The sequence below is a fragment of the Pseudomonas sp. R43(2017) genome (assembly GCF_002112345.1).
GTDB classification, from domain to species: Bacteria; Pseudomonadota; Gammaproteobacteria; order Pseudomonadales; family Pseudomonadaceae; genus Aquipseudomonas; species Aquipseudomonas kribbensis.
Genome location: NZ_NEHJ01000008.1, coordinates 266,280 through 286,604 on the forward strand (window position 1 = coordinate 266,280; position 20,325 = coordinate 286,604).

General features: G+C 62.7%; 19 protein-coding genes. 10 read left to right on the plus strand and 9 right to left on the minus strand.

From position 1 onward, the window contains the following. Positions 1-37: 37 nt before the first annotated feature. The gene (locus tag CAG02_RS29845) at positions 38-187 is read left to right on the plus strand and encodes a hypothetical protein (RefSeq protein ID WP_170929600.1); all 150 of its coding nucleotides are present in this window, start codon (positions 38-40) and stop codon (positions 185-187) included. 4 nt (positions 188-191) lie between these two features. Here CAG02_RS29845 and CAG02_RS22715 read toward each other — a convergent pair whose 3' ends face one another. Then, the gene (locus CAG02_RS22715; protein WP_085712466.1) at positions 192-1,232 is read right to left on the minus strand and encodes an AraC family transcriptional regulator; all 1,041 of its coding nucleotides are present in this window, start codon (positions 1,230-1,232) and stop codon (positions 192-194) included. Positions 1,233-1,235: 3 nt separating this feature from the next. Next, a complete protein-coding gene (locus tag CAG02_RS22720) occupies positions 1,236-2,366 on the minus strand; it encodes a carbon-nitrogen hydrolase family protein (RefSeq protein WP_085712465.1) in 1,131 nt (376 codons plus the stop codon). A 205-nt stretch (positions 2,367-2,571) separates the two neighbouring features. Between CAG02_RS22720 and CAG02_RS22725 the strand changes: the two genes are divergently transcribed. Then, on the plus strand, positions 2,572-4,608 hold the full coding sequence (locus tag CAG02_RS22725; protein WP_085712464.1) for an NADPH-dependent 2,4-dienoyl-CoA reductase: 2,037 nt from the start codon (positions 2,572-2,574) through the stop codon (positions 4,606-4,608). A gap of 174 nt (positions 4,609-4,782) precedes the next feature. Then, positions 4,783-5,697, plus strand: coding sequence for a 1-aminocyclopropane-1-carboxylate deaminase/D-cysteine desulfhydrase (locus CAG02_RS22730; protein WP_085712463.1), 915 nt, complete (start codon positions 4,783-4,785; stop codon positions 5,695-5,697). On the opposite strand, the gene CAG02_RS22735 is transcribed toward CAG02_RS22730, so the two are convergent. The 3 genes from CAG02_RS22735 to CAG02_RS22745 all read right to left on the minus strand — a co-directional run bounded on the left by CAG02_RS22735 (position 5,688) and on the right by CAG02_RS22745 (position 8,427). Next, a complete protein-coding gene (locus CAG02_RS22735) occupies positions 5,688-6,242 on the minus strand; it encodes a cytochrome b (RefSeq protein WP_085712462.1) in 555 nt (184 codons plus the stop codon). The two genes, CAG02_RS22730 and CAG02_RS22735, sit on opposite strands and share 10 nt — an antisense overlap. A 190-nt stretch (positions 6,243-6,432) precedes the next feature. Further along, complete coding sequence (gene phnX, locus CAG02_RS22740) at positions 6,433-7,260, minus strand: phosphonoacetaldehyde hydrolase (RefSeq protein WP_085712461.1); 828 nt, start codon at positions 7,258-7,260, stop codon at positions 6,433-6,435. A 57-nt stretch (positions 7,261-7,317) separates the two neighbouring features. Beyond that, the gene (locus tag CAG02_RS22745) at positions 7,318-8,427 is read right to left on the minus strand and encodes a 2-aminoethylphosphonate--pyruvate transaminase (RefSeq protein WP_085712460.1); all 1,110 of its coding nucleotides are present in this window, start codon (positions 8,425-8,427) and stop codon (positions 7,318-7,320) included. A 113-nt stretch (positions 8,428-8,540) separates the two neighbouring features. On the opposite strand from CAG02_RS22745, the gene CAG02_RS22750 reads away from it, so the two are divergent. Next, entirely contained in the window at positions 8,541-9,401 is an 861-nt protein-coding gene (locus CAG02_RS22750; protein WP_085712459.1) for a LysR substrate-binding domain-containing protein, read from the plus strand. Between the two features lie 103 nt (positions 9,402-9,504). On the opposite strand, the gene CAG02_RS22755 is transcribed toward CAG02_RS22750, so the two are convergent. Continuing rightward, positions 9,505-10,377 carry a LysR family transcriptional regulator gene (locus tag CAG02_RS22755; RefSeq protein WP_064380790.1) on the minus strand — a complete coding sequence of 291 codons (873 nt, stop codon included), beginning with the start codon at positions 10,375-10,377 and terminating at the stop codon, positions 9,505-9,507. Positions 10,378-10,666: 289 nt separating this feature from the next. Here CAG02_RS22755 and CAG02_RS22760 point away from each other — a divergent pair, with 289 nt between their 5' ends. Next, a complete protein-coding gene (locus CAG02_RS22760) occupies positions 10,667-11,992 on the plus strand; it encodes an MFS transporter (RefSeq protein WP_085712458.1) in 1,326 nt (441 codons plus the stop codon). 65 nt (positions 11,993-12,057) lie between these two features. Beyond that, positions 12,058-13,455 (plus strand): FAD-dependent oxidoreductase, encoded by a 1,398-nt coding sequence (locus tag CAG02_RS22765; protein WP_139831905.1) that lies wholly within the window; start codon positions 12,058-12,060, stop codon positions 13,453-13,455. Positions 13,456-13,458: 3 nt separating this feature from the next. Here CAG02_RS22765 and CAG02_RS22770 read toward each other — a convergent pair whose 3' ends face one another. Next, positions 13,459-14,865, minus strand: a complete 1,407-nt coding sequence (locus tag CAG02_RS22770; RefSeq protein WP_085712456.1) for a type VI secretion system Vgr family protein — start codon at positions 14,863-14,865, stop codon at positions 13,459-13,461. A 219-nt stretch (positions 14,866-15,084) separates the two neighbouring features. Between CAG02_RS22770 and CAG02_RS22775 the strand changes: the two genes are divergently transcribed. Next, positions 15,085-15,789, plus strand: coding sequence for a YebC/PmpR family DNA-binding transcriptional regulator (locus CAG02_RS22775; RefSeq protein ID WP_085712455.1), 705 nt, complete (start codon positions 15,085-15,087; stop codon positions 15,787-15,789). Between the two features lie 57 nt (positions 15,790-15,846). Here CAG02_RS22775 and CAG02_RS22780 read toward each other — a convergent pair whose 3' ends face one another. Together CAG02_RS22780 and zapE are read right to left on the minus strand one after the other, a co-directional pair. Next, positions 15,847-17,160: a protein kinase gene (locus tag CAG02_RS22780; RefSeq protein ID WP_085712454.1), complete on the minus strand. Its 1,314-nt coding sequence runs from the start codon at positions 17,158-17,160 to the stop codon at positions 15,847-15,849. 64 nt (positions 17,161-17,224) lie between these two features. Next, positions 17,225-18,355: a cell division protein ZapE gene (zapE, locus tag CAG02_RS22785; RefSeq protein ID WP_085712453.1), complete on the minus strand. Its 1,131-nt coding sequence runs from the start codon at positions 18,353-18,355 to the stop codon at positions 17,225-17,227. Between the two features lie 285 nt (positions 18,356-18,640). Here zapE and CAG02_RS22790 point away from each other — a divergent pair, with 285 nt between their 5' ends. From CAG02_RS22790 to CAG02_RS22800, 3 genes are all read left to right on the plus strand, one after another. Beyond that, entirely contained in the window at positions 18,641-19,162 is a 522-nt protein-coding gene (locus CAG02_RS22790) for a spore coat U domain-containing protein (protein WP_085712452.1), read from the plus strand. Between the two features lie 71 nt (positions 19,163-19,233). After that, positions 19,234-19,767, plus strand: coding sequence for a spore coat U domain-containing protein (locus CAG02_RS22795; protein WP_085712451.1), 534 nt, complete (start codon positions 19,234-19,236; stop codon positions 19,765-19,767). A 19-nt stretch (positions 19,768-19,786) separates the two neighbouring features. Beyond that, the gene (locus tag CAG02_RS22800; protein ID WP_085712450.1) at positions 19,787-20,323 is read left to right on the plus strand and encodes a spore coat protein U domain-containing protein; all 537 of its coding nucleotides are present in this window, start codon (positions 19,787-19,789) and stop codon (positions 20,321-20,323) included. Positions 20,324-20,325: the final 2 nt, after the last annotated feature.

Sequence of the window (20,325 nt, forward strand, 5' to 3'; positions counted from 1 at the left end):
AAGGCCGTGTTTCATTTTTCCTTCATACGGGCACTTTATGCTCGAGGCACTGGTCATTTGCTCCAGGCCATTTCAGCAAAGCAGTGAGGGGGATTACACGATGGATGACTATCAAGAAGAACTGCTTGAATTCCAGGCCTACGAACTGGATTCGCCGGAGCCTGCGGAAGACGCCACCGAGCTCTGAGGCTTCAGCCCGTCTTGCGGTGACTGCGGCGGAACTCGCCCGGTGTCTGGCCGTTCCAGCGCTTGAAGGCGCGCTGGAAAGCTTCGGCCGAGGCAAAGCCCAGCAGGTAGGCGATTTCACCGAACGCCAGTTCAGTGTCGCGGATGTAGGTCATCGCCAGATCACGGCGGGTGTCGTTGAGGATCGCACGAAACTGCGTGCCTTCTTCGGCCAGCTTGCGCCGTAACGTCCAGGTCGGCAGCTTCAGGCGCGCCGCCACTTCTTCCAGGTCGGGTTCCCGGCCGCCATTGAGCAACGGCCCGAGCAATTGCGTGATGCGCTCGCGCAGGCTGCGGGTGCGCGTCAGTTGTTCCAGTTCCCGCTCACACAATTGCAGCAGATGTTTCCAGGTGCTGGGGCAGTGTTGTGGATTGCGTTGGGCCAGGCTGGCGAGGCTCAGGCGCAATTGATTGTGTTCGGCGCCGAACTGGATCGGGCATTCGCCGAGCACGGCGTAGGCGTCGCGGTAGTCCGGGGTGTCGAACTCGATTTCGATTCGTTCCGCGCGCAGCGCTTCGGGGCTGATGCTGGACAACTGATGCAGCCAGCCGGCGATGATCGAATCCACCACAAAGCGGTTATAGGCGTTGTACGGGCTGATCGAGTAGAACCGCAGCCACGCGCCGCTGGCGTCTTCGTGGAAACTCGACTGGCCACGATAATTGGAGCCGTACAACGGTTCGAAGCGCGTCAGGCAGCGGGCGGCCTCGCGCACCGTCGGCGCCTGCGCTGCCGTGACGCCCGCCAGTCCCGCCTGACTCAGACGACTGAGCTGGCCCATGCGCAAACCCAGCGCCGGATCGCCGGTCAACTGGATCGCACCATGACCCAGGCGCATGTAGCGCGGGATCGACAGGCGTGCGCCGGCCTCGGCCAGTCTTGCGGTGTCGAGCCCATATTGTTCAAGTAACGGCTGCGGGTCGGCGTCATGGCTGCGCACGGCATCGGCCAGGCTATGGACGAAGCCCACCGACAGATCTCCGAGACGCATCGGCAGCGGCTTCATGGTCTACAACCAGAGATTGAGCAGGCGCGCGCCACGAGCTTCGCCGTCGGCGAACTGCTGGCCATTGCTGCTGAGGAAGCTCTGTCCGGAACTCGGTTTGTCCCAGAACTGCCCGCGCAGGAACACGCTCATGCCGGCAATCGCCCGGCTGCCCGGCGGTTGTGCCGTAAGGGTCAGGCGATGCCAGGCCTGGCCCTCGCTGACCTCTCCCGGTTTGAGGCTGACCGAGTCCGGCACGTTCATGCCCCGGTAACCCTGCCAGGGCTGATCCCACACACCATGCCCGATGACGTACGCCGGCACCGCGATCAGTTGCGCACCTTGCGCGTCAAGCCTGCGATAGTTGTCCGGATACCAGCTGTCGTTGCCGATCAGCACACCGAGGCGCCCGGCGGGGGTGTCGACCACATTGATCTGTGAAGCCTCGCCGGTGCCGGCCGCTTGATCCTGATCGAAGATCGGGCGCATCTGCCGCTGCGGCTGGCCGAGCGGGGCGCCGTCACGACCGAACACCACACTGGTGTTGTACAGCGCGCCGCTGCCGGCCTTGAGTCGGCCGTCGATGATGTTCGGTTCCGGCAGCACGATCGAGCCAGCGACCAGAGTGATATGGAATTCCCTGGCCAGGCCGCCGAACAGCAGCTGATAGTCCTTGGCCATGTCTCGGGATTTCATCCGCAGGTGGGCGTCATCCAGACGGCTGCTGCCCCTGGCGGTGAGCCAGGCGCGGGCAAACTGCAACGGGTTGCTGGCGGCCAGCCAGTTCATCGCCTCTTCGAGGGTGGGGGCCTGGTACAGCTCGTCTTTCTCGCCGCTGATCATCAGCCAGGTGCCGACATGCTCGGGCAACACCACGATGGTTTTGTCATTGAGCAGACCCTGATCCTGCGCCTGCTGCAAATAAGCCGCGAGTTTGCGGTGCAGGCGCTCGGAGCTTTGGTAGTCGGTGGGGAACAGCTCGGGCTGGATTCCCAGCAGATTGCCACGATCGGCGCGGGTGCCCTGATCGACCGCCAGTTTGATCCGCAGGTCCGACAGGTAATGACCGGCCGGGCGGTCAGCCGCCCACATGGCGTAGAAGGTGAGCGCGGCGACCAGCGCCATGGAAAAGGTCAGGTACAGAAGTTTGCGCATGAAATCCAACAACAGCCGGGTACAGAGTGTGGGACTAGGGTAGGGCCCATGCCTGCGCTTGCCAAGGGGCGCTGCGCATTTGGATCAATAACTTGTCAGTTACGGTCATTGAGTGACAGCGATGCGACTCTTAGGCTGTCGAACATGACTGACGGGGGACGCAGAGCTCCCGCATTTTCCGTGATCGCTCGCTGTGGAGTTACCGATGACCGCCACTTACCCGCACCTGCTGGCCCCGCTGGACCTGGGATTCACCACGCTGCGCAACCGCACCCTGATGGGCTCGATGCACACCGGCCTGGAAGAGAAACCGGGTGGTTTCGAGCGGATGGCGGCGTATTTTGCCGAGCGCGCCCGTGGCGGCGTCGGCCTGATGGTGACCGGCGGTATCGGCCCGAACGATGAGGGCGGCGTGTATTCCGGTGCCGCCAAGCTGACCACCGAGGAAGAAGCCCTCAAGCACCGCATCGTCACCCGTGCGGTGCATGACGCGGGCGGCAAGATCTGCATGCAGATCCTCCACGCCGGCCGTTATGCCTACAGCCCGAAACAGGTCGCACCGAGCGCGATTCAGGCGCCGATCAACCCGTTCAAGCCCAAAGAGCTGGACGAGGAGGGCATCGAGAAACAGATCCGCGATTTCGTCACCTGCTCGGTACTGGCCCAGACCGCCGAGTATGACGGCGTGGAAATCATGGGTTCCGAAGGCTACTTCATCAACCAGTTCCTCGCGGCCCACACCAACCATCGCACCGACCGTTGGGGCGGCAGCTACGAAAACCGCATGCGCCTGCCGGTGGAAATCGTTCGCCGGGTGCGTGAAGCGGTCGGTCCGAATTTCATCATTATCTTCCGCCTGTCGATGCTCGATCTGGTGGAAGGCGGCAGCACCTGGGAAGAAATCGTCACCCTGGCCAAAGCCATCGAGCAGGCCGGTGCGACCATCATCAACACCGGTATCGGCTGGCACGAAGCGCGGATTCCGACCATCGCCACCAAAGTGCCGCGTGCGGCGTTCAGCAAGGTCACGGCCAAACTGCGCGGTTCGGTGAGCATTCCGCTGATCACCACCAACCGCATCAACACCCCGGAAGTCGCCGAGCAGATCCTGGCCGAAGGCGACGCCGACATGGTGTCGATGGCGCGGCCGTTCCTCGCCGACCCGGACTTCGTCAACAAGGCTGCCGAAGGCCGCGCCGACGAAATCAACACCTGCATCGGCTGCAACCAGGCCTGCCTCGATCACACCTTCGGCGGCAAGCTCACCAGCTGTCTGGTCAACCCGCGTGCCTGCCACGAGACCGAACTCAACTACCTGCCGGTCAAGCAGATCAAGAAGATTGCCGTGGTGGGTGCCGGCCCGGCGGGCCTGTCCGCTGCCACCGTGGCTGCCGAACGCGGGCATCAGGTGACGCTGTTCGATTCGGCCAGCGAAATCGGTGGCCAGTTCAACGTCGCCAAGCGCGTGCCGGGCAAGGAAGAGTTCTACGAAACCCTGCGTTACTTCAAACGCAAACTGCAGACCACCAACGTCGAGGTGTGCCTGAACACCCGCGTCGATGTGGCAAAACTGGTCGAGGGCGGTTACGACGAAGTCATCCTGGCCACCGGCATTGCGCCGCGAGTGCCGGCGATTCCGGGTGTCGAGAACGCCAAAGTGTTGAGCTACCTGGATGTGCTGCTCGAGCGCAAACCGGTGGGCAAGCGTGTGGCGGTGATCGGCGCCGGCGGTATCGGTTTCGACGTCTCGGAATTCCTCGTTCATGAAGGCGTGGCCACCAGTCAGGATCGCGCCGCGTTCTGGAAAGAGTGGGGCATCGACACGAACCTGGAAGCCCGTGGCGGCGTGGCCGGGATCAAGGCTGCACCGCACGCACCGGCCCGTGACGTATTCCTGCTGCAACGCAAGAAATCCAAGGTCGGCGACGGTCTGGGCAAAACCACCGGCTGGATTCACCGTACCGGTCTGAAGAACAAGCAGGTGCAGATGCTCAACAGCGTTGAATACCTGAAGATCGACGACGAAGGCCTGCACATCCGCATCGGCGAAAACGGCGAGCCGCAAGTGCTGCCGGTGGACAACATCGTCATCTGCGCCGGCCAGGATCCGTTGCGCGAGTTGCACGACGGTCTGGTGGCAGCCGGGCAGAACGTGCACCTGATCGGCGGCGCCGATGTCGCGGCCGAGCTGGATGCCAAACGTGCGATCAATCAGGGTTCGCGTCTGGCCGCCGAGCTGTAACGCTGCAACCAGGTCCAGCGTGCCAGCGACCATCGCGAGCAAGCTCGCTCCCACAGGTTTTGCGTCGTTCACAGATGTTGTGAGCTGCACAAAGCCATGTGAGAGCGAGCTTGCTCGCGATGGCGTCTTTAGAGCCACTACAATGCTGGCTTTATTTAGATTGATAATTCGCCAATGCTTCTTCCCCCCGCTGACTGGCTACCTCAAGCCCCTCTCGAACCGCTTCATCTGGGCTGGCTCACTGCCGCCGGCATTGAAGTGGCGATCCTGCGTCTGGACCGGATCGACCCGCTGATCAGCGGCAACAAATGGTTCAAACTTGTCGAACATCTCAAAGACGCCGACCGTGCGAGTGCCGAAGGCATCATCAGCCTGGGCGGTGCGCACTCCAATCACCTGCATGCGCTGGCCGCTGCGGGCAAACGACTGGGATTCACAACGGTCGGGCTGTTGCGCGGGCATCCGCAGGACACGCCGACAGTCAGGGATCTGCAGGAGTTCGGCATGCAGTTGCACTGGCTCGGTTATGGCGGTTATCGGGCGCGGCACGAGCCTGGATTCTGGCAGCCGTGGCGGGAGCAATACCCGACGCTGCATCCGGTGCCCGAAGGTGGCGGCGGGTTGCCCGGTGCACAGGGTTGCGCATCACTGAAGGATCAGGTCAGTCAACAACTCGGCAAGCTCGGCTGGGACAACCATGACGGCTGGTGGCTGGCCTGTGGCACCGGCACCACGCTCGCGGGACTGGTGCTGGCAGAGGCGGGTGAACACCCGGTGTTTGGCGCAATGGCCGTGCCCGATGATCACGGCGTCGCGGCCAATGTCGAGGCGATTGTCGGTGATATCGGCGGCTACGAGCTGATCGGCGCCAGCCGTGGCGGCTTCGCCAAAGTCGATGCGCCGTTGCTTGAATTCGTTACGCAAACCGAACAGGCCAGCGGCGTTCCCCTCGAACCGCTGTACACCGGCAAGGCCTTGCTCGCGCTCAAACAACAAATCGAGGCCGGCCGTTTCAAGCGTGGAACGCGCCTGATCTTCATCCACACCGGCGGCTTGCAGGGCCGGCGTGGATTCGACGGTCAACCCTGATTGCGCTTGGGCATCATCCGCAACAGCGTGTTATCGCCCACCACGTAATGGTGATACAGCCCGGCCAGCGCGTGCAGGCCGATCAGCCAGTAGCCGATGTTGCCGATCAGTACGTGCCAGTGTTCAACCTGCTTGGCGAAGGCTTTGTCCTCGTGCACCAGCAACGGCAGGTCGAAACCGTAGAACATCACTTGATGGCCCTCGGCGCTGGTGATCAGCCAGCCCAGGATCGGCATGGCGATCATGAACAGGTACAACACCCAGTGCATCAGCCGGGCCAGTGCGGTCTGCCACTGCGGTGAAGCGGGGAAGATCTTCGGCGCCGGGCCGATGCTGCGGGCCAGCAGGCGAAACCACACCAGCACGAACACGGTCAGGCCGAGCATGTAATGCACTTCGCGGATCAGCGAGCGGCCGCCACTGCCCTTGGGAAAGATGCCTCGCAATTCCATGCTGGCATACACCAGCACCAACAACACCAGCATCAACCAGTGCAACAGGACTGACACGGTGCTGTAGCGTGATTCGGAACTTGTCCACGGCATACGGTATTTCCTCACGGATCAGGGTCGAAACGTGCCGTTCTTGAGCGACGGCATGCTTTAACTGTAATCCGCTTTGGCCGAATTGCCCGCGTCTAAAAACTCTTTCATTGCGCGAAATCAGGGGTTTGCCCAAAAAAAAACGCCAGTGTCGGGCAGACACTGGCGTTTTTGTTTGCTGCAGGCGGCGTTATCAGCTGCTTTGCGGCATCTCACCCTTGGCCAGGCGCTTGTTGATGTCGGCGATCACTTCCGGCAGGTCGGTGATGGTGTCGATCATGTAGTGCGGACGCGAGCCTTCGAACAGGGCGTGGATACGCTTGCGCTCGCTGGCCAGGGCGTCGCTGCCCAGTGCGCGGTAGCCTTCGTAATCCAGGCCCAGCGCGTTGCCGGAACAGATCAGCGCCACGGTCCACATCCCGGCGCGTCGACCTTCAAGAATCCCCGGCACGGTGTCGTCGATCTTCACGCAGGCAGCGACATCGTCGATGCCCAGCGCAATCACGTTGGCCAGGGCCTGGGCCGGCCATGGGCGGCCGTTCGGCACTTCGTCGGTGGCTACCACGTGGTCGGCGATGTAGCCGTTGGTGGCGGCCAGTGCCACGACCTTGTCCATCACCTGCTTCGGATAACCGGAGCAGGAGCCGATCTTGATCCCTTGCTGGCGCAGGTTGGCGATGGTCTCCAGTGCGCCGGGAATCAGTGCCGAGTGCTCGGCGATTTTTTCGATCTGCAGCGGCATGAAGCGGTTGTAGATCGCGGTCACGTCATCGTCGGTCGGGGTGCGGCCGAACGCCTTGCGATAACGCTCGGCAACCTGCGGCTGGTCACACAGGGTGCGGATGTGATCCCATTTGCCCATGCCCATCGGGCCCCGGGCTTCTTCGATGGAAACCTGGACATCGAATTCGGCGAAGGCTTCGACGAAGATCTGGGTCGGCGCGAAAGAACCGAAGTCGACGACGGTACCGGCCCAGTCGAGGATGGCGGCTTGCAGCTTGCTTGGGTTGTTGTAGTTCATGCTGGTCAGAATCCTGTGTTGGCAATGCAATTCAAATAAGGGAGCGGGCCGGGTGAATCAGATGTCGAGCACTTCCATCTCGCGCAGTACTTCGCCCACGGCCGCGACGGCTTCGCGCATCTGCGCCGGGGTGACGTGGCCGATACAGCCGACGCGGAAGGTTTCGACCTGGGTCAGCTTGCCGGGGTAGAGGATGTAACCCTTGGCCTTGACCCGTTCGTAGAAGTCCTTGAACTGGTAGCGCGGATCTTTCGGTGCGTGGAAGGTCGCGATGATCGGCGCCTGGATCGCGGCGGGCAGGAAGCTGCGCAAACCGAGCTTGCCCATCTCTTCCATCAGCGCCTGGCAGTTGGCGGCGTAACGCGCATGCCGGGCCGGCAGGCCGCCTTCTTCGTTGTATTGCAGCAGGGCTTCGTGCAGCGCGGCGACCACGTGGGTCGGCGGGGTGAAGCGCCACTGGCCGGTCTTCTTCATGTAGCTGTGCTGGTCGAACAGGTCCATCGCCAGCGAATGGGAGTTGCCGGCGGCAGCCGCCAGGGATTCCTTGCGGGCAAACACGAAGCCCATGCCCGGTACGCCTTCGAGGCATTTGCCGGAAGCGGCGATCAGCGCATCGAACGGGACTTTCTGCGCATCCACCGGCAACGCGCCGAAGGAACTCATGGCATCGATGATCAGGCGTTTGCCGTGCTGTTCGACGACCTGGGCGATTTCCGGCAGCGGGTTGAGGATGCCGGTGCTGGTTTCGCAGTGGATCAGCGCGACGTGGGTGATGTCGCTGTCGGCGCGCAGCAGGCGGTCGACGTCGGCGGCGGTGGTCGGTTCGTCTTCAGCGGTTTCAAAGGTGCTGAACGAGCGGCCGAGGACTTCGCAGATCTTCGCCAGACGCTTGCCGTAGGCGCCGTTGATCAGCACCAGCACCTTGCCGTCGCGAGGGACGAGGGTGCCGATGGCAGCTTCGACGGCGAAGGTGCCGCTGCCCTGCAAAGGCACGCAGTGGTGGCTGTCGGCGCCGTTGATGATGGCCAGCAGTTGCTCGCAGAGGCTGGCGGTCAATTGATTGAAGCGGTCATCCCATGAACCCCAGTCGACCATCATCGCCTGACGGGTGCGGGCCGAGGTAGTCAACGGGCCGGGAGTGAGCAGGATGGGTGCGGCAGTACTCATTCGTGTGTCCTCGCGATAGCGCTGTGGGATGAAGCTACGGGGCATACGTTGCAATTCGGCGGATCATCAATCAAATTGTTTGTTGTTATGCCAGCCATCAGTGAGGGTTATTCATGAACCTGTTCCAGCTCCGCGCCTTCGACGCCGTGGCCCGGGAAGGCAGCTTCACCCGTGCCGCCGCGCGGTTGTTCATCAGCCAGCCGGCGGTCACCGGGCACATCAAGGCGCTGGAGGAGCATTACCAGATCACCCTGTTGCGACGGACGGCGCGCCGGGTCGAGCTGACCGAGGAGGGCACCAAACTGGCGGCGATCACCCGGGCGATGTTCGGCATGGCCGAAGAGGCCCAGGCGTTGCTCGAAGCCAATCGGCAGTTGCTGACCGGGCGTCTGGAGGTCGCGGCGGACGGCCCGCACATGGTCATGCCGATGCTTGCCAGCCTGCGGGCGCGGTATCCGGGGATCACGGTGAATTTGCGGTTGGGCAACGCTCAGGAAACGTTGGCGGCGTTGTTGTCCGAGCACGCTGATGTGGCGGTGCTGACCGAAGTCGAGCCGCGCAAGGGCCTGCACCTGCAAGCCCTGAGCGAATCGCGGATCTGCGCGCTGGTGCCGGCCGGGCATCCCTGGGCGACTCGCAGTGGCGAGGTCAGGCTCAAGGAGCTGGATCAGGTGATCATGGTGTTGCGCGAGCCGAGTTCGATTACCCGACGCACCTTCGATCAGGCCTGTGCCCAGGCGTCAGTCAATCCACGGGTGTTGCTGGAGCTGGACAGCCGTGAGGCGGTGACGGAGGCGGTGGCGGCTGAGTTGGGGGTTGGCGTGGTGTCATCGGTGGAAGTCAGCCACGATCCCCGTGTCGTCGCGATCCCCATCGCGGGAGAAGGGTTGGTGAACCGGCACATGATCGGTTGCGTGGAGCGGCGGCGAGAATTGCGGCTGATTCAGGCGTTTTTTGGATTGGCTCCCAACTGATAACCGTATCGCGGCCATTCGCGAGCAAGCTCGCTCCCACAGGATTTGTGCACGTCGCGGCTCCAGTGTGGGACCGAGCTTGCTCGGGAAGGGCCGGAACTGACTACACAAGACTTTCGCGCACCATCTCAAGAAACGTCGCCACCACCCGCCGCGAACTCTGCTCACGCAGGCACACCAGTGTCTCGGTCAACCGCCGGGTGCAATCGGTGATCGGCAGCGCGCAAACCCGTGAGTCCGCACCAAACTCCGCCGCCGACACCACGCCCACGCCAATCCCCACCACCACCGCTTCCCGCGCCGCTTCCCGGCCTTCGACCTGGATCGCCGGGCGGATGCGGAAACCGGCGCGGGCCATTTCTTCTTCCAGGGTCTGGCGGGTGACCGAGCCGTGTTCGCGCAGCACCAGTGGCGTGTCGTCCAGATCTTCAAGGCAGATCGATTCGCGCTCGGCCCACGGATGATGACGCGACACGAACGCCACCATCGGATCGTTACGCAACGGCACGCACAGCAGGCGTTCATCGCTGACATCGCGCCCGAGCAACGCCAGATCGGCCTGATAGTTGAACAAGCGGAACAGCGACTCATCGGTATTGCCGGTTTCGATCTTCACACTGATCCCCGGGTAGCGCTCGCAAAACCGGGCGATCTGCGGCAGCACGTGCACCGGCGCGTCCACCGCCAGAATCAGGCTGCCGGTCTGCAGGGCCTGGGACTCCTGCAATAACTCCTGGGCTTCGGCCTCGACCACAAACAGGCGCTGGGTGATTGCTAGGAGGCGCTCGCCCAGATCCGTCAGGCGCACCGAGCGTTTGTTGCGATGGAACAGCAACACACCGAAGCGCTCTTCCAGCTTGCGCACCTGATCGGAAATCGCCGGTTGCGTCAGATAAAGCCGCTCGGCGGCCTTGGTGAAGCTTCCGTGCACGGCCACGGCGTGAAAGGCTTTGAGCTGGGCGTGGGAAACCGACATCGCTGATTCCTCATTGACGGATGGCGTTAAGTAACAAGCTGAGCTTATGTGTGAAATACGATAAATCGATTTTATTTATTAAACAGTAATTGCTTTGATCCGCTCACGCCAACGCTGACTGCCCGGTCGGGCAGTAACGCTGGCCATGAGCCTGTGCGTGCAACAGCAGGACTCATCTGACCGGTATCGCCGAAGGGACGGGGTGATATCGCAGTGCTCAACAATAAAAAACACAGGCGTTTACTTAACGATTCTGCCGGCACACTCACACCCTGAGGTCAGAACCACAATGAACAAGCACATCGGCACCATTGCGCGTTGGCGCATGCAGATCTTCGCTGTCACCTGGCTCGCTTACGCCGCGTTCTATTTCACCCGCAAAGCCTTTTCGGTGGCCAAACTGGGCATCGCCGAAGACCCCACCTTCATGCTCGACAAAATGGCCATGGCCAACCTCGACGCGATTTATCTGGCGGCCTACGCCATCGGCCAGTTCACCTGGGGCATGCTCGCCGACCGCTTCGGCCCTCGGGTCGTGGTGCTCGGCGGTTTGCTGATTTCCGCCGCTGCCGCGCTGGTGATGGGCAGCTTCGCGACTCTGCCGATCTTCGCCACCTGCATGCTGATTCAGGGGCTGGCGCAGTCCACCGGATGGTCGGGGCTGTGCAAGAACCTCGGCAGTTTCTTCCCCGCCGAACAGCGCGGACGAGTGCTCGGGTTGTGGAGTTCCTGCTACGCGTTTGGCGGCCTGGTGGCGTCGCCGTTTGCTGGTTGGTGGGCGTACACGCTGATCGGTTCGTGGCATGCGGCGTTCATTTCCAGTGCGGCGGTGGTGGCCGTGGTGGCGCTGTTGTTCTTTATCTTTCAGCGCAACAAACCGGAAGACGTGGGCCTGCCCGCCGTGGAGCCGGAGCCGGTCATCAGTGCCGAAGAAGCCGAAGCCAACAGCAAACTCAGCGTCTGGGAACCGCTCAAGGAAATCCTGCGCAACCGCACGGTGCTGGTGCTGGGTCTGGCGTACTTTCTGTTGAAACCGGCGCGTTACGCGATTCTGTTGTGGGGCCCGGTGATCGTATTCGAGCAGATGCCCACGGTCGGCAAGGTCGGGGCGGCGATCATTCCGACTGCGTTCGAACTGGCCGGGCTGCTCGGGCCGATCATGATCGGCATGGCCTCGGACAAACTGTTCGGCGCACGACGCATGCCGGCCTGCGTCCTGAGCTTGCTGGCGCTGACCGTGACCCTCGCGCTGTTCATGGGCGCTTTGCACACCGGCAGCGTGATGCTGGTAGTCGCGTTGTTGTTCGTGATGGGCCTGACCCTGTACGGCCCGGACTCAATGATCAGCGGCGCAGCCGCCATCGATTTCGGCAAGGCCAAGGCCGGTGCCACCGCCGCCGGATTCGTCAACGGCTGCGGTTCGGTCGGCGCGGTGCTGGGTGGCTTGCTGCCGGGCTACTTCGATTCGGTGACAGTATTCATCGTGTTCGCCGGTTGTGCGTTGTTCTCGGCGCTGGTGCTGATACCACACTGGAACAGCCGCCCGGTCGGCGTCATGGAACCCCGTGCCTCGGTGCCCAATCGGGCCCTGACCATCAAACCTCTGCGTAACTGAAAAACCTGCCTCGCGGCCTGCTGCGACATTCGCGGCAGGCTGTGCCGTGGCCGATTGACTGGAGAATGTTCATGAGACCGTTTTGGCTGGAGCAGGCCTTACAACTCGATTCGTCCGAACCGTGCCCGCCGCTGCAAGGCGAAGTGCGCACCGACGTGTGCATCGTCGGGGGTGGTTACACCGGGTTGTGGACGGCGATCATGCTCAAGCAGCAGAACCCCGAACTCGATGTGTTGCTGATCGAGGCCGACATCTGCGGCGCCGGCGCCAGTGGGCGCAACGGTGGTTGTGCGCTGTCGTGGTCGGCGAAGTATTTCACCCTGGAACGGTTGTTCGGCGTCGAAGAGGCGGTGCGGCTGGTCAAGGAGTCCGAGCGCAGCATCCACGCCATCGGCGAGTTCTGCGAGCAGTACGGCGTCGATGCCGATTACCGGTTGGACGGTACGCTTTACACCGCCACCAACCGCGCGCAGTGCGGCTCGACTGATGCGGTGATTGCCGCGCTCGAGCGCAACGGCATCAACTCGTTCACCCAGCGTCCCGTTGCCGACGTGCAGCGAATGGCCGGTTCAGACAAGCATCTGGAAGGCTGGTTTTCGCCGGCCGCCGCCAGTGTCCAGCCGGGCAAACTGGTGCGTGGGCTGCGGCGAGTCGCATTGCAACTGGGCGTAAAAATTCACGAGAACACGGCGATGACCGGATTGGAGGAAGGGCGTCCGGTACGCATTCAGACGGCTAGCGGCAGCGTAGTCGCCGACCGCGTGGTGCTGGCGATGAATGCGTGGATGGCCCGGGCCTTTCCGCAGTTCGAGCGCAGCGTGGCGATCGTTTCCAGCGACATGCTGATCACCGAACCGCGCCCGGAGCTGTTGCAGGAAATCGGCTTGACCAGCGGCGTGACGGTGCTCGATTCGCGGATCTTCGTGCACTACTACCACAACACCCCGGACGGCCGGATCATGCTCGGCAAAGGCGGCAATACGTTCGCTTACGGCGGACGGATGCTGCCGGTGTTCGACCAGCCATCGCCTTATGCCGGATTGCTCAAGCGCAGCCTCGACGATTTCTTCCCGGCCTTCGCCGATGTGAAAGTCGACGCAACGTGGAACGGCCCGTCGGACCGTTCGGTCACCGGCCTGCCGTTTTTCGGCCAGATGAGTGCCAGCGGCAATGTGTTCTATGGTTTCGGTTATTCCGGCAGCGGTGTCGGGCCGTGCCACATGGGCGGGCAGATTCTCGCCTCGCTGGTGCAAGGCCTCGACAACCCTTGGACGCGCTCGCCGCTGGTCAACGGGCCGCTGGGGTATTTTCCGCCTGAGCCGATCCGTTATCTCGGCTCGCTGATGGTGCGCAACGCCATTCGCCGCAAGGAGCGCGCCGAGGATCACGGGCGGCGGCCACGGCATCTGGATGTACACCTGGCGAAATTCGCCGCCGCTGCCGGCAAGGCCGACAAGGGTTGAACATCAGGACGAAGGCGGGGCGCGGTTGAGCAGCCAGTCGAGCAACAGACCGTTGTCGGACGGTTCCGGGGTTTTGCGTGCCGGGCGAGGCTGGCTGACGTCCAGGCACAGGATCGGTCGATCCGGGTCACTGTCGAGAAAACTCACCCACACTTCGTTGCCGGCTCGGGGCAGCGCTTCCCTGTTGATCCGGCCACCGCTGCCGACCACGGCAATCGTCAGCCACAAGCCGTCAGTGTCGGCATTGTGTGTCAGCGCGGGCCATAACCGCACGACGAGTCGACCCAGATCATCCAGCTGCGCAGGTTGCCCGGGCGAGCCCAGCACTTGCGCCGGGTGATAGCCCGGAATGCTCGGACGTGGCTGTCGCAACGGCGGGCGATACTCGGTTGACCAGGGCTGAGCGGTGAAATCGTTGTGATAACGACGGGGCGTGGACATCGGATCGAGAATCGACGGCTGTTGACCCTGATGGCGCAACTCGGTGATCAGCCACTGGTCGTTGAACGCGCCCACCGGATGATCCGTGACCTGCAACAAACGGCCGCTGAGCAGTTGCAGGCAATCGCTGCGCCCCTCGATGCCGCGGTAGTGGCAGCGCTGGCGTTCCAGCTGTCGGCGGCTGCGTTGATCGGCGTAGCGTTGACCGGTTGACGGAAGTCCTCGCAGGGGTATGACGCCTGTCACCGCGTGGTTGGCCGCTTGATCATCGTTGCCGGGCTGCCCGCGTTCGCGGACGGTGGGCGACACCTGCGCCGTGACGGGGTCGTGACGCAGGAACAGCGTGCCGAGGGTGGGGGCACGTGTCGCGTTCTCCGGGCGGAAAGGCACGGGTATCGGGGGCTGCGGCAGGCTCAGGCTGTCATCGGCAAACACCACGACATGGCCATCCGGCCGGTGCTCGAAGTGATAGTGGATGCCTTCTTCTTCACACAGTCGATGCAGCAGTGCCAGGTCCGACTCGTCGTACTGGATGCAGAACGGGCGCGGCGGGTAGTACCCCACCGTCAGATCGAAGCGGAAGCCGTTCGCGGGCAGGCGATGTTCTGTCAGCAACCGTTCGAGAATGTCCGGCACGCTCAATCGGGTGAACACCCGACGTCTGGGCTGTTGCTCCAGTTTCTGCAGGTCTGGCACCAGCACCAACTGGTAACCGATCCGGTGGGCGCCGCGGTGTTCACAACCGGCGCTGTGAAGGGTGCCGTGAAGGCCATGACCTTCACTCAAATGCAGGAAGGCCGGGCGATGCAACAGACTGGCGGGAGCCATGGCCGGAGCCAGGCCAATGACTTCAATCTCGAATCGATAGGGTCGGTTCAACGCTTCGTGGCCGCTGAAGCGCAATACCGGCAGGCACAGGCCACCGTCGGTGAGTGTCAGCGTGAAGGGACTTTCCTTGTCATTGAGCATTCGCACGGGCTCTGTCGGGTAATACGGGCCACAGAGGGTACGAAACCCCAGTGCGAAATGGTCATGACAAACCGGTTTTTCAGAATCGCCCTACAAGGCGTGTAGAAGATGTCGACACGTGACGGAATTTTTGGTCGATTGCCGACTTTAGGCCGTATAAACTTGGCGCCACGCGTCGGCCAATAGATGTCTCGGCGCCACAGATCAAGAGAGTGAGTAATGGGCGCACAGTGGAAGGTTAAACACAAAGAAGCGGCAGCCAACGCCAAGGGCAAGATCTTCGGCAAACTGGTGAAAGAAATCACCATCGCTGCCCGCAACGGTGCCGATACCGCCACCAACGCACACCTGCGTCTGGTGGTCGAACAGGCCAAGAAAGCCTCGATGCCCAAGGAAACCCTGGATCGCGCGATCAAGAAAGGCGCGGGCCTGCTGGGCGAGACCGTTCAGTACCATCGCGTGACTTACGAAGGTTTCGCTCCGCACCAGGTTCCGTTGATCGTCGAGTGCGTCACCGACAACATCAACCGCACCGTGGCGGAAATCCGCGTGGCGTTCCGCAAGGGTCAACTGGGCGCTTCCGGTTCTGTAGCGTGGGACTTCAACCACGTCGGCATGATCGAAGCCTCGCCGGACACCCCGGACGCCGATCCGGAAATGGCCGCGATCGAAGCCGGTGCCCAGGATTTCGAGCCGGGCGAAGAGGGCGCGACCCTGTTCCTGACCGATCCGACCGACCTGGATGCGGTGCAGAAAGCCCTGCCGGAGCAAGGTTTCACCGTGCTGTCGGCCAAGCTGGGCTATCAGCCGAAGAACCCGGTCAGCGGCCTGAGCGACGAGCAGATGGCAGAAGTTGAAGCGTTCCTCGAAGGCCTCGACAACCACGACGACGTGCAGGAAATGTTCGTCGGCCTGGCCGGCTGATCCGCTGCGTCATAAATGCTGCCATCGCGAGCCCGGCTCGCGATGGCGGTGTAGCGTTTACAACGCTTCCAGCTGCTGCACGACCTCGCTGAACCCCGGCCGCGCCAGCACCTCCGGCTGACAGCAGCGCTGTTCCAGCGCCTCCAGCACCTCACGCCGATCCGCACTCAGCCCCGAGTCAATTCGCGCCAGCAATTCCCCCAGCAAAATCCCGAACGCTCGCACTTCGATGCGTTGCAGCGCGCGGGTTTCCAGGTTGTCGGTGGTGGCATGGAACGACGCCGCGCCAAAGTCCCCCAGCAGACAGTCGCCCTGATCGTTCAACAAGATGTTGTGCCCATAGAGGTCGCCATGGGTGATGCCTTGTTCATGCAGATGTTCGGCGACAGACGCAATCCCTTTTGCGATGCGCAAGGCGACATCGGCACTGAACCGGCAGTCATCGGTGTAGATATCCCGCGAACAGGACGCCAGGCTCGGCAACGCGGCGAGGTTGCGATAGCTCGGATCGATCAGTTGCATCACCAGCCCTTGCTGGCCCTCGGGATGGTTGCCGATGCGGCCCTCGACCCGGATCAGGTTCGGGTGCAGCCCGGCGGTGATGCAGGCGTTCATCTCGTGCAACGGTGAGCCGTCACTGGTCATCTCGCCCTTGTAGAGCTTTACCGCCACCGAACGCTCAGGCTGGCCGCCCGGCTGCCACGACGCACGGGAAATGACCCCGGACGCGCCTTCGCCCAGCCGCTGTTCGAGACGCAGGCTCGACCAGTCGATCAACGGCGTGGCTTCCAGCGCGGCGGCATCGGCTTCGGTTTCCAGCGGATTGCCGGCGTAGGCCAGCCAGGTCAGGCTCGGCAGGGTCAGCAGCCACTGGGGCAGTTCCGTCAACTGGTTGGCGGCGATGCGGATCAATTCCAGCCGATGGCACTGACTCAGCGATGGCGGCAACGCGCGCAGACGATTACCGGCAAGCATGAGTTTTTGCAGGAGCGGGCGCTCGCCCAGTTCGGCGGGCAGGGTTTCGATGAGGTTGTCGGTCAGGATCAGCCAGCGCAGCTTCGGTGGCAGGGCGGTGCCGGACACTCGGACGATCCCGTTGGCCTTGAAACCGATCATGCTCAGGGTCTGGCACTGACCGAGGCACTCGGGCAGCTCGGTGAACAGGTTGTCGGAACAGAACAGCACCCGCAGACGGGACAAACGATGCAAATCGTCCGGCAGGCTGCTCAGTTTGTTGCCGCTGAGGTTGAGTACCTCCAGCGTGTCGGCCAGGTCGAAGATCTCTTGCGGGAACTCGGTCAAGCCTTCGACCAGATCCAGCCGGGTGATGCCCGACAGTTCGCCGGCGCGCAATTGAGCAAGGGTGTGCATGTAAATAAGGTCGCTATCGAGAGGGCGCCGTGACGCCGGGAATGGCCGGCATGATAACGGTAAATCAGGCCGGTTCGCGCGCTTCCGCCAATTGCCCCAGCCGGCTGCGGGTGCGGGCCAGGTCGATGGCGTTGCCGGCCAGGCTTTCATGCAGAGGCTGGCGCCCGAGCAGCGTCAGGTGTTTGTCCTGGTCGTAGAGCACGTCGATCAGGTTGATGAAGCGCTGCTGGACGGCGATCGAGCATTCGTCCAGCTCCGGCAGTTCATCGATGATCCAGTGGTCGAAGCGCCGGCACAATTCCAGATAATCCATCACGGCCGTGGGCTGTTCGCACAGGTCATTGAAGGTGAAACCGACGCGGCGACCTTCGCACAGACGCGCCTGCAAGACCCGGTTGCCAACCGTTATCGGTTGCGGCGCGGTATTCCGTGGCGGCAAATCCAGCGCCAGCCGTTGTGCCGGTGTGGCCGGCCACACGTAATGGCCCTGGGTGAACAGCTGATGTGCGTGATTGCGCGTCTGGCTGCGATAGTCATGGGGGCCGCCGACTTCCATGACCTGCATGCGCGCGTTGATCAGGTCGATCACCGGTTTGAACCGCGCGTGATACAGCGGGTTGGGCAACAGGCCTTCCGGCGGATAGTTGGAGGTCACCAGCAACAGAATCCCACGCTGGAACAAGGCCTTGTACAACCGGGTGATGAGCATCGCGTCACCGATGTCATGTACATGGAATTCGTCGAAGCACAGCACCCGGCAGTCCAGCAGCAGTTCGTCGAGCGTGGCAGCGAGGGCGTCTTCCTGCTCGCGATGCCGGAACATCCCCTGATGCAGGCGGGCGAAGAATTCATGGAAGTGCAGGCGTTGTTTCTGCTGGATCGGCAAGGCCTGAAAAAAACCGTCGAGCAGCCAGCTCTTGCCGCGTCCGACGGCGCCGTGCAGGTACAGACTGGGCGGGGTTTGCGCGGCAGGACCGAACAACATTCCGGCCTGTTGTGCCATGCAGTCGATCACCCGCTGCTGGCTGTGGCTGAGGGTATAGCCCTGGCCATGGGCCTTGAGCCGGAAGTAATCGCGGATTGACTGGGCGCTGGCGCAATGGCCGGCACTGGCCAGATTTCGCTTGCCGAACAAACGGCGCAACCCTGAAAGGCGCTGGGACAGACGCGAACGTTCGGGCGGTCGGGCGGGCACGGTGAGGTCACTCCGTCATCGTCGGGCCGGCTCCCCCCGAGCGCGGCGGCGTAGTGTAACCAGATGGGTAGTTTGCCTTCCACTGCGCTTTATCGGCCAACGGTCTTTCTGGACAGTAATCTGCGGCGCGTACAGGTTTTTTCAGGGCCATGGGGTAACGGATCGACAACTTTTCGAAACATATCCCGCACGTTCAGTGGATCCAATCGACTGGCGCAATCGGCGTCCGTTGCTAACCTGAAACACTGTAACGGCAGAGACGCTGTCGCCATCAAGGATCGGACGGTGAATGCAAGGGTGGTCTGGGCATTGCTGGGCGGGCTCGCAACACCGGTGCAGGCGGCCGACCTGCAGGTTGAAGTGCGGGTCGATGTGCAGCGCGGTTGCCAGTTGATCGGTCAGCAGCGCGGAGCCGGTATCGAGCAACTGGGTGTGCTCGATTTCGGCAGCACTGCACGCCTTGATGATCCGGCCGGGCCACTCGGGGCGGCGCTGATGAATGCGCGATTGCCGCGCCTGGAATGCAATCCCGACACGCCGTATCAGCTGCGCGTTGATGGCGGGCTGCATGGCGGGACCGGAGAAGTGCGCTACATGACGGGCGAGGCGGGTGGCAAAGCCATTCCTTACCGCTTGTACCAGGACGCCGCACGGCGGGTGCCGCTGGTGGTGGACGTGCCGGTCAGCGGGCGGGTGCCCGACAGCGGTTCGGTGGACCTGCCGCTGTACGGCCGGATCGAGCGGATGGCCGAGGTGCCGAGAGCCGGTCGTTATTCGGATCTGGTCAAGGTGACGGTGACCTGGTGATCGGCCGGGAGCGTGTGCGGAAGGAGCGTTCAATGACGAACGCAGTCAGGGATCGGAAGGAGTAGGGATGCATGACAGGCAAGCACTGGCTGGTCATCACCGCAGGCGCATTGCTGTTGCTCACCGAGGATGCCCAGGCGGCCATCAACGGGCAGATTCACGCCCGCCTGACCCTGATCGCCGGCTGTGAAGTGACCAATACATCCAGCCCCGCCAGCCCGGTAGGCGATTTCGGCAAGCTCGACTTCGGCCAGCAAGGCCCGACCTGGAACGCCCCCATCAAGGCCAGCCTGGCCAACGACAGCAGCGGCAGGCTCAACGTGGCCTGCAACCCCTCGGTGACCGGTTTCACCGTGAGCATAGACGGTGGCACTCATGGTGACGGCAATACCCGTCGCCTGAGCAACGGCCGCCAGACCATCCCCTATCAACTGTTTCTCGATGCCTCGGGCAGCCAGAGCTACAGCATCGGCCAACAACACAATTTCGCTGTCACCAGCGGCGCGCAGATACCCATCCCGGTATTTGGCTCGGTGGTGGCGAACACCCGTGCGGTACCGGCCGGTGTCTATACCGACACCCTGACGGTGACGCTCGATTGGTAAACCGTAGAGGAAGGACACCATGGGTACGATTGCATCAAGGATAGGTTTGTCGTTGCTCGGCCTGACGCTGGCCTCCAGCATCAATGCCGCCACCACGGTCACCGGTCAGATCACTTCCAGCCTGATCCTGATCAGCAGTTGCCAGGTCAACGGTTCCGGCGGTTCCACAGGCCTGAACTTCGGTGCCCTGAACTTCGGCACCGCCAACAGCCTGTTCACCACCGCGACCGGACAGGTGCTGGGCGGCGGTGGCGGGGCGTTGTCGATTCTCTGCTCGGCCGGCACCACGCCGTCGGTCAAGGTGCGGGCCGGTGCCCATGACGGGTTGTCGCCCGGCGGCACCCGCGCACTGTACGACGGTGTTGCCAACTACGTGCCCTACGACCTGTACACCGATGCCGGGCACTCGCAACTGCTGGCCATCGACGGCGTGATTAACCTCGCCGCCAGCACCGGCGTGGCGCAGACCGTGAACATCTACGGTCAGGCGGTGGGCAAGGCCGGCCTGCCGGCGGGCACTTACACCGACACGATTTCCGTTGAACTGACGTTCTAGTG

Bases quoted from the DNA above. Each gene is read 5' to 3' on its own strand.
- phnX (WP_085712461.1), bottom strand. From the start codon at position 7,260: ATGAACTACAACAACCCAAGCAAGCTGCAAGCCGCCATCCTCGACTGG.
- CAG02_RS22760 (WP_085712458.1), top strand. From the start codon at position 10,667: ATGAACAAGCACATCGGCACCATTGCGCGTTGGCGCATGCAGATCTTC.
- CAG02_RS22770 (WP_085712456.1), bottom strand. From the start codon at position 14,865: ATGCTCAATGACAAGGAAAGTCCCTTCACGCTGACACTCACCGACGGT.
- CAG02_RS22795 (WP_085712451.1), top strand. From the start codon at position 19,234: ATGACAGGCAAGCACTGGCTGGTCATCACCGCAGGCGCATTGCTGTTG.
- CAG02_RS22800 (WP_085712450.1), top strand. From the start codon at position 19,787: ATGGGTACGATTGCATCAAGGATAGGTTTGTCGTTGCTCGGCCTGACG.
- CAG02_RS22745 (WP_085712460.1), bottom strand. From the start codon at position 8,427: ATGAGTACTGCCGCACCCATCCTGCTCACTCCCGGCCCGTTGACTACC.
- CAG02_RS22780 (WP_085712454.1), bottom strand. From the start codon at position 17,160: ATGCACACCCTTGCTCAATTGCGCGCCGGCGAACTGTCGGGCATCACC.
- CAG02_RS22720 (WP_085712465.1), bottom strand. From the start codon at position 2,366: ATGCGCAAACTTCTGTACCTGACCTTTTCCATGGCGCTGGTCGCCGCG.
- CAG02_RS22735 (WP_085712462.1), bottom strand. From the start codon at position 6,242: ATGCCGTGGACAAGTTCCGAATCACGCTACAGCACCGTGTCAGTCCTG.
- CAG02_RS22730 (WP_085712463.1), top strand. From the start codon at position 4,783: ATGCTTCTTCCCCCCGCTGACTGGCTACCTCAAGCCCCTCTCGAACCG.
- CAG02_RS22775 (WP_085712455.1), top strand. From the start codon at position 15,085: ATGGGCGCACAGTGGAAGGTTAAACACAAAGAAGCGGCAGCCAACGCC.
- CAG02_RS22725 (WP_085712464.1), top strand. From the start codon at position 2,572: ATGACCGCCACTTACCCGCACCTGCTGGCCCCGCTGGACCTGGGATTC.
- CAG02_RS22715 (WP_085712466.1), bottom strand. From the start codon at position 1,232: ATGAAGCCGCTGCCGATGCGTCTCGGAGATCTGTCGGTGGGCTTCGTC.
- CAG02_RS22765 (WP_139831905.1), top strand. From the start codon at position 12,058: ATGTTCATGAGACCGTTTTGGCTGGAGCAGGCCTTACAACTCGATTCG.
- CAG02_RS22755 (WP_064380790.1), bottom strand. From the start codon at position 10,377: ATGTCGGTTTCCCACGCCCAGCTCAAAGCCTTTCACGCCGTGGCCGTG.
- CAG02_RS29845 (WP_170929600.1), top strand. From the start codon at position 38: ATGCTCGAGGCACTGGTCATTTGCTCCAGGCCATTTCAGCAAAGCAGT.
- CAG02_RS22750 (WP_085712459.1), top strand. From the start codon at position 8,541: ATGAACCTGTTCCAGCTCCGCGCCTTCGACGCCGTGGCCCGGGAAGGC.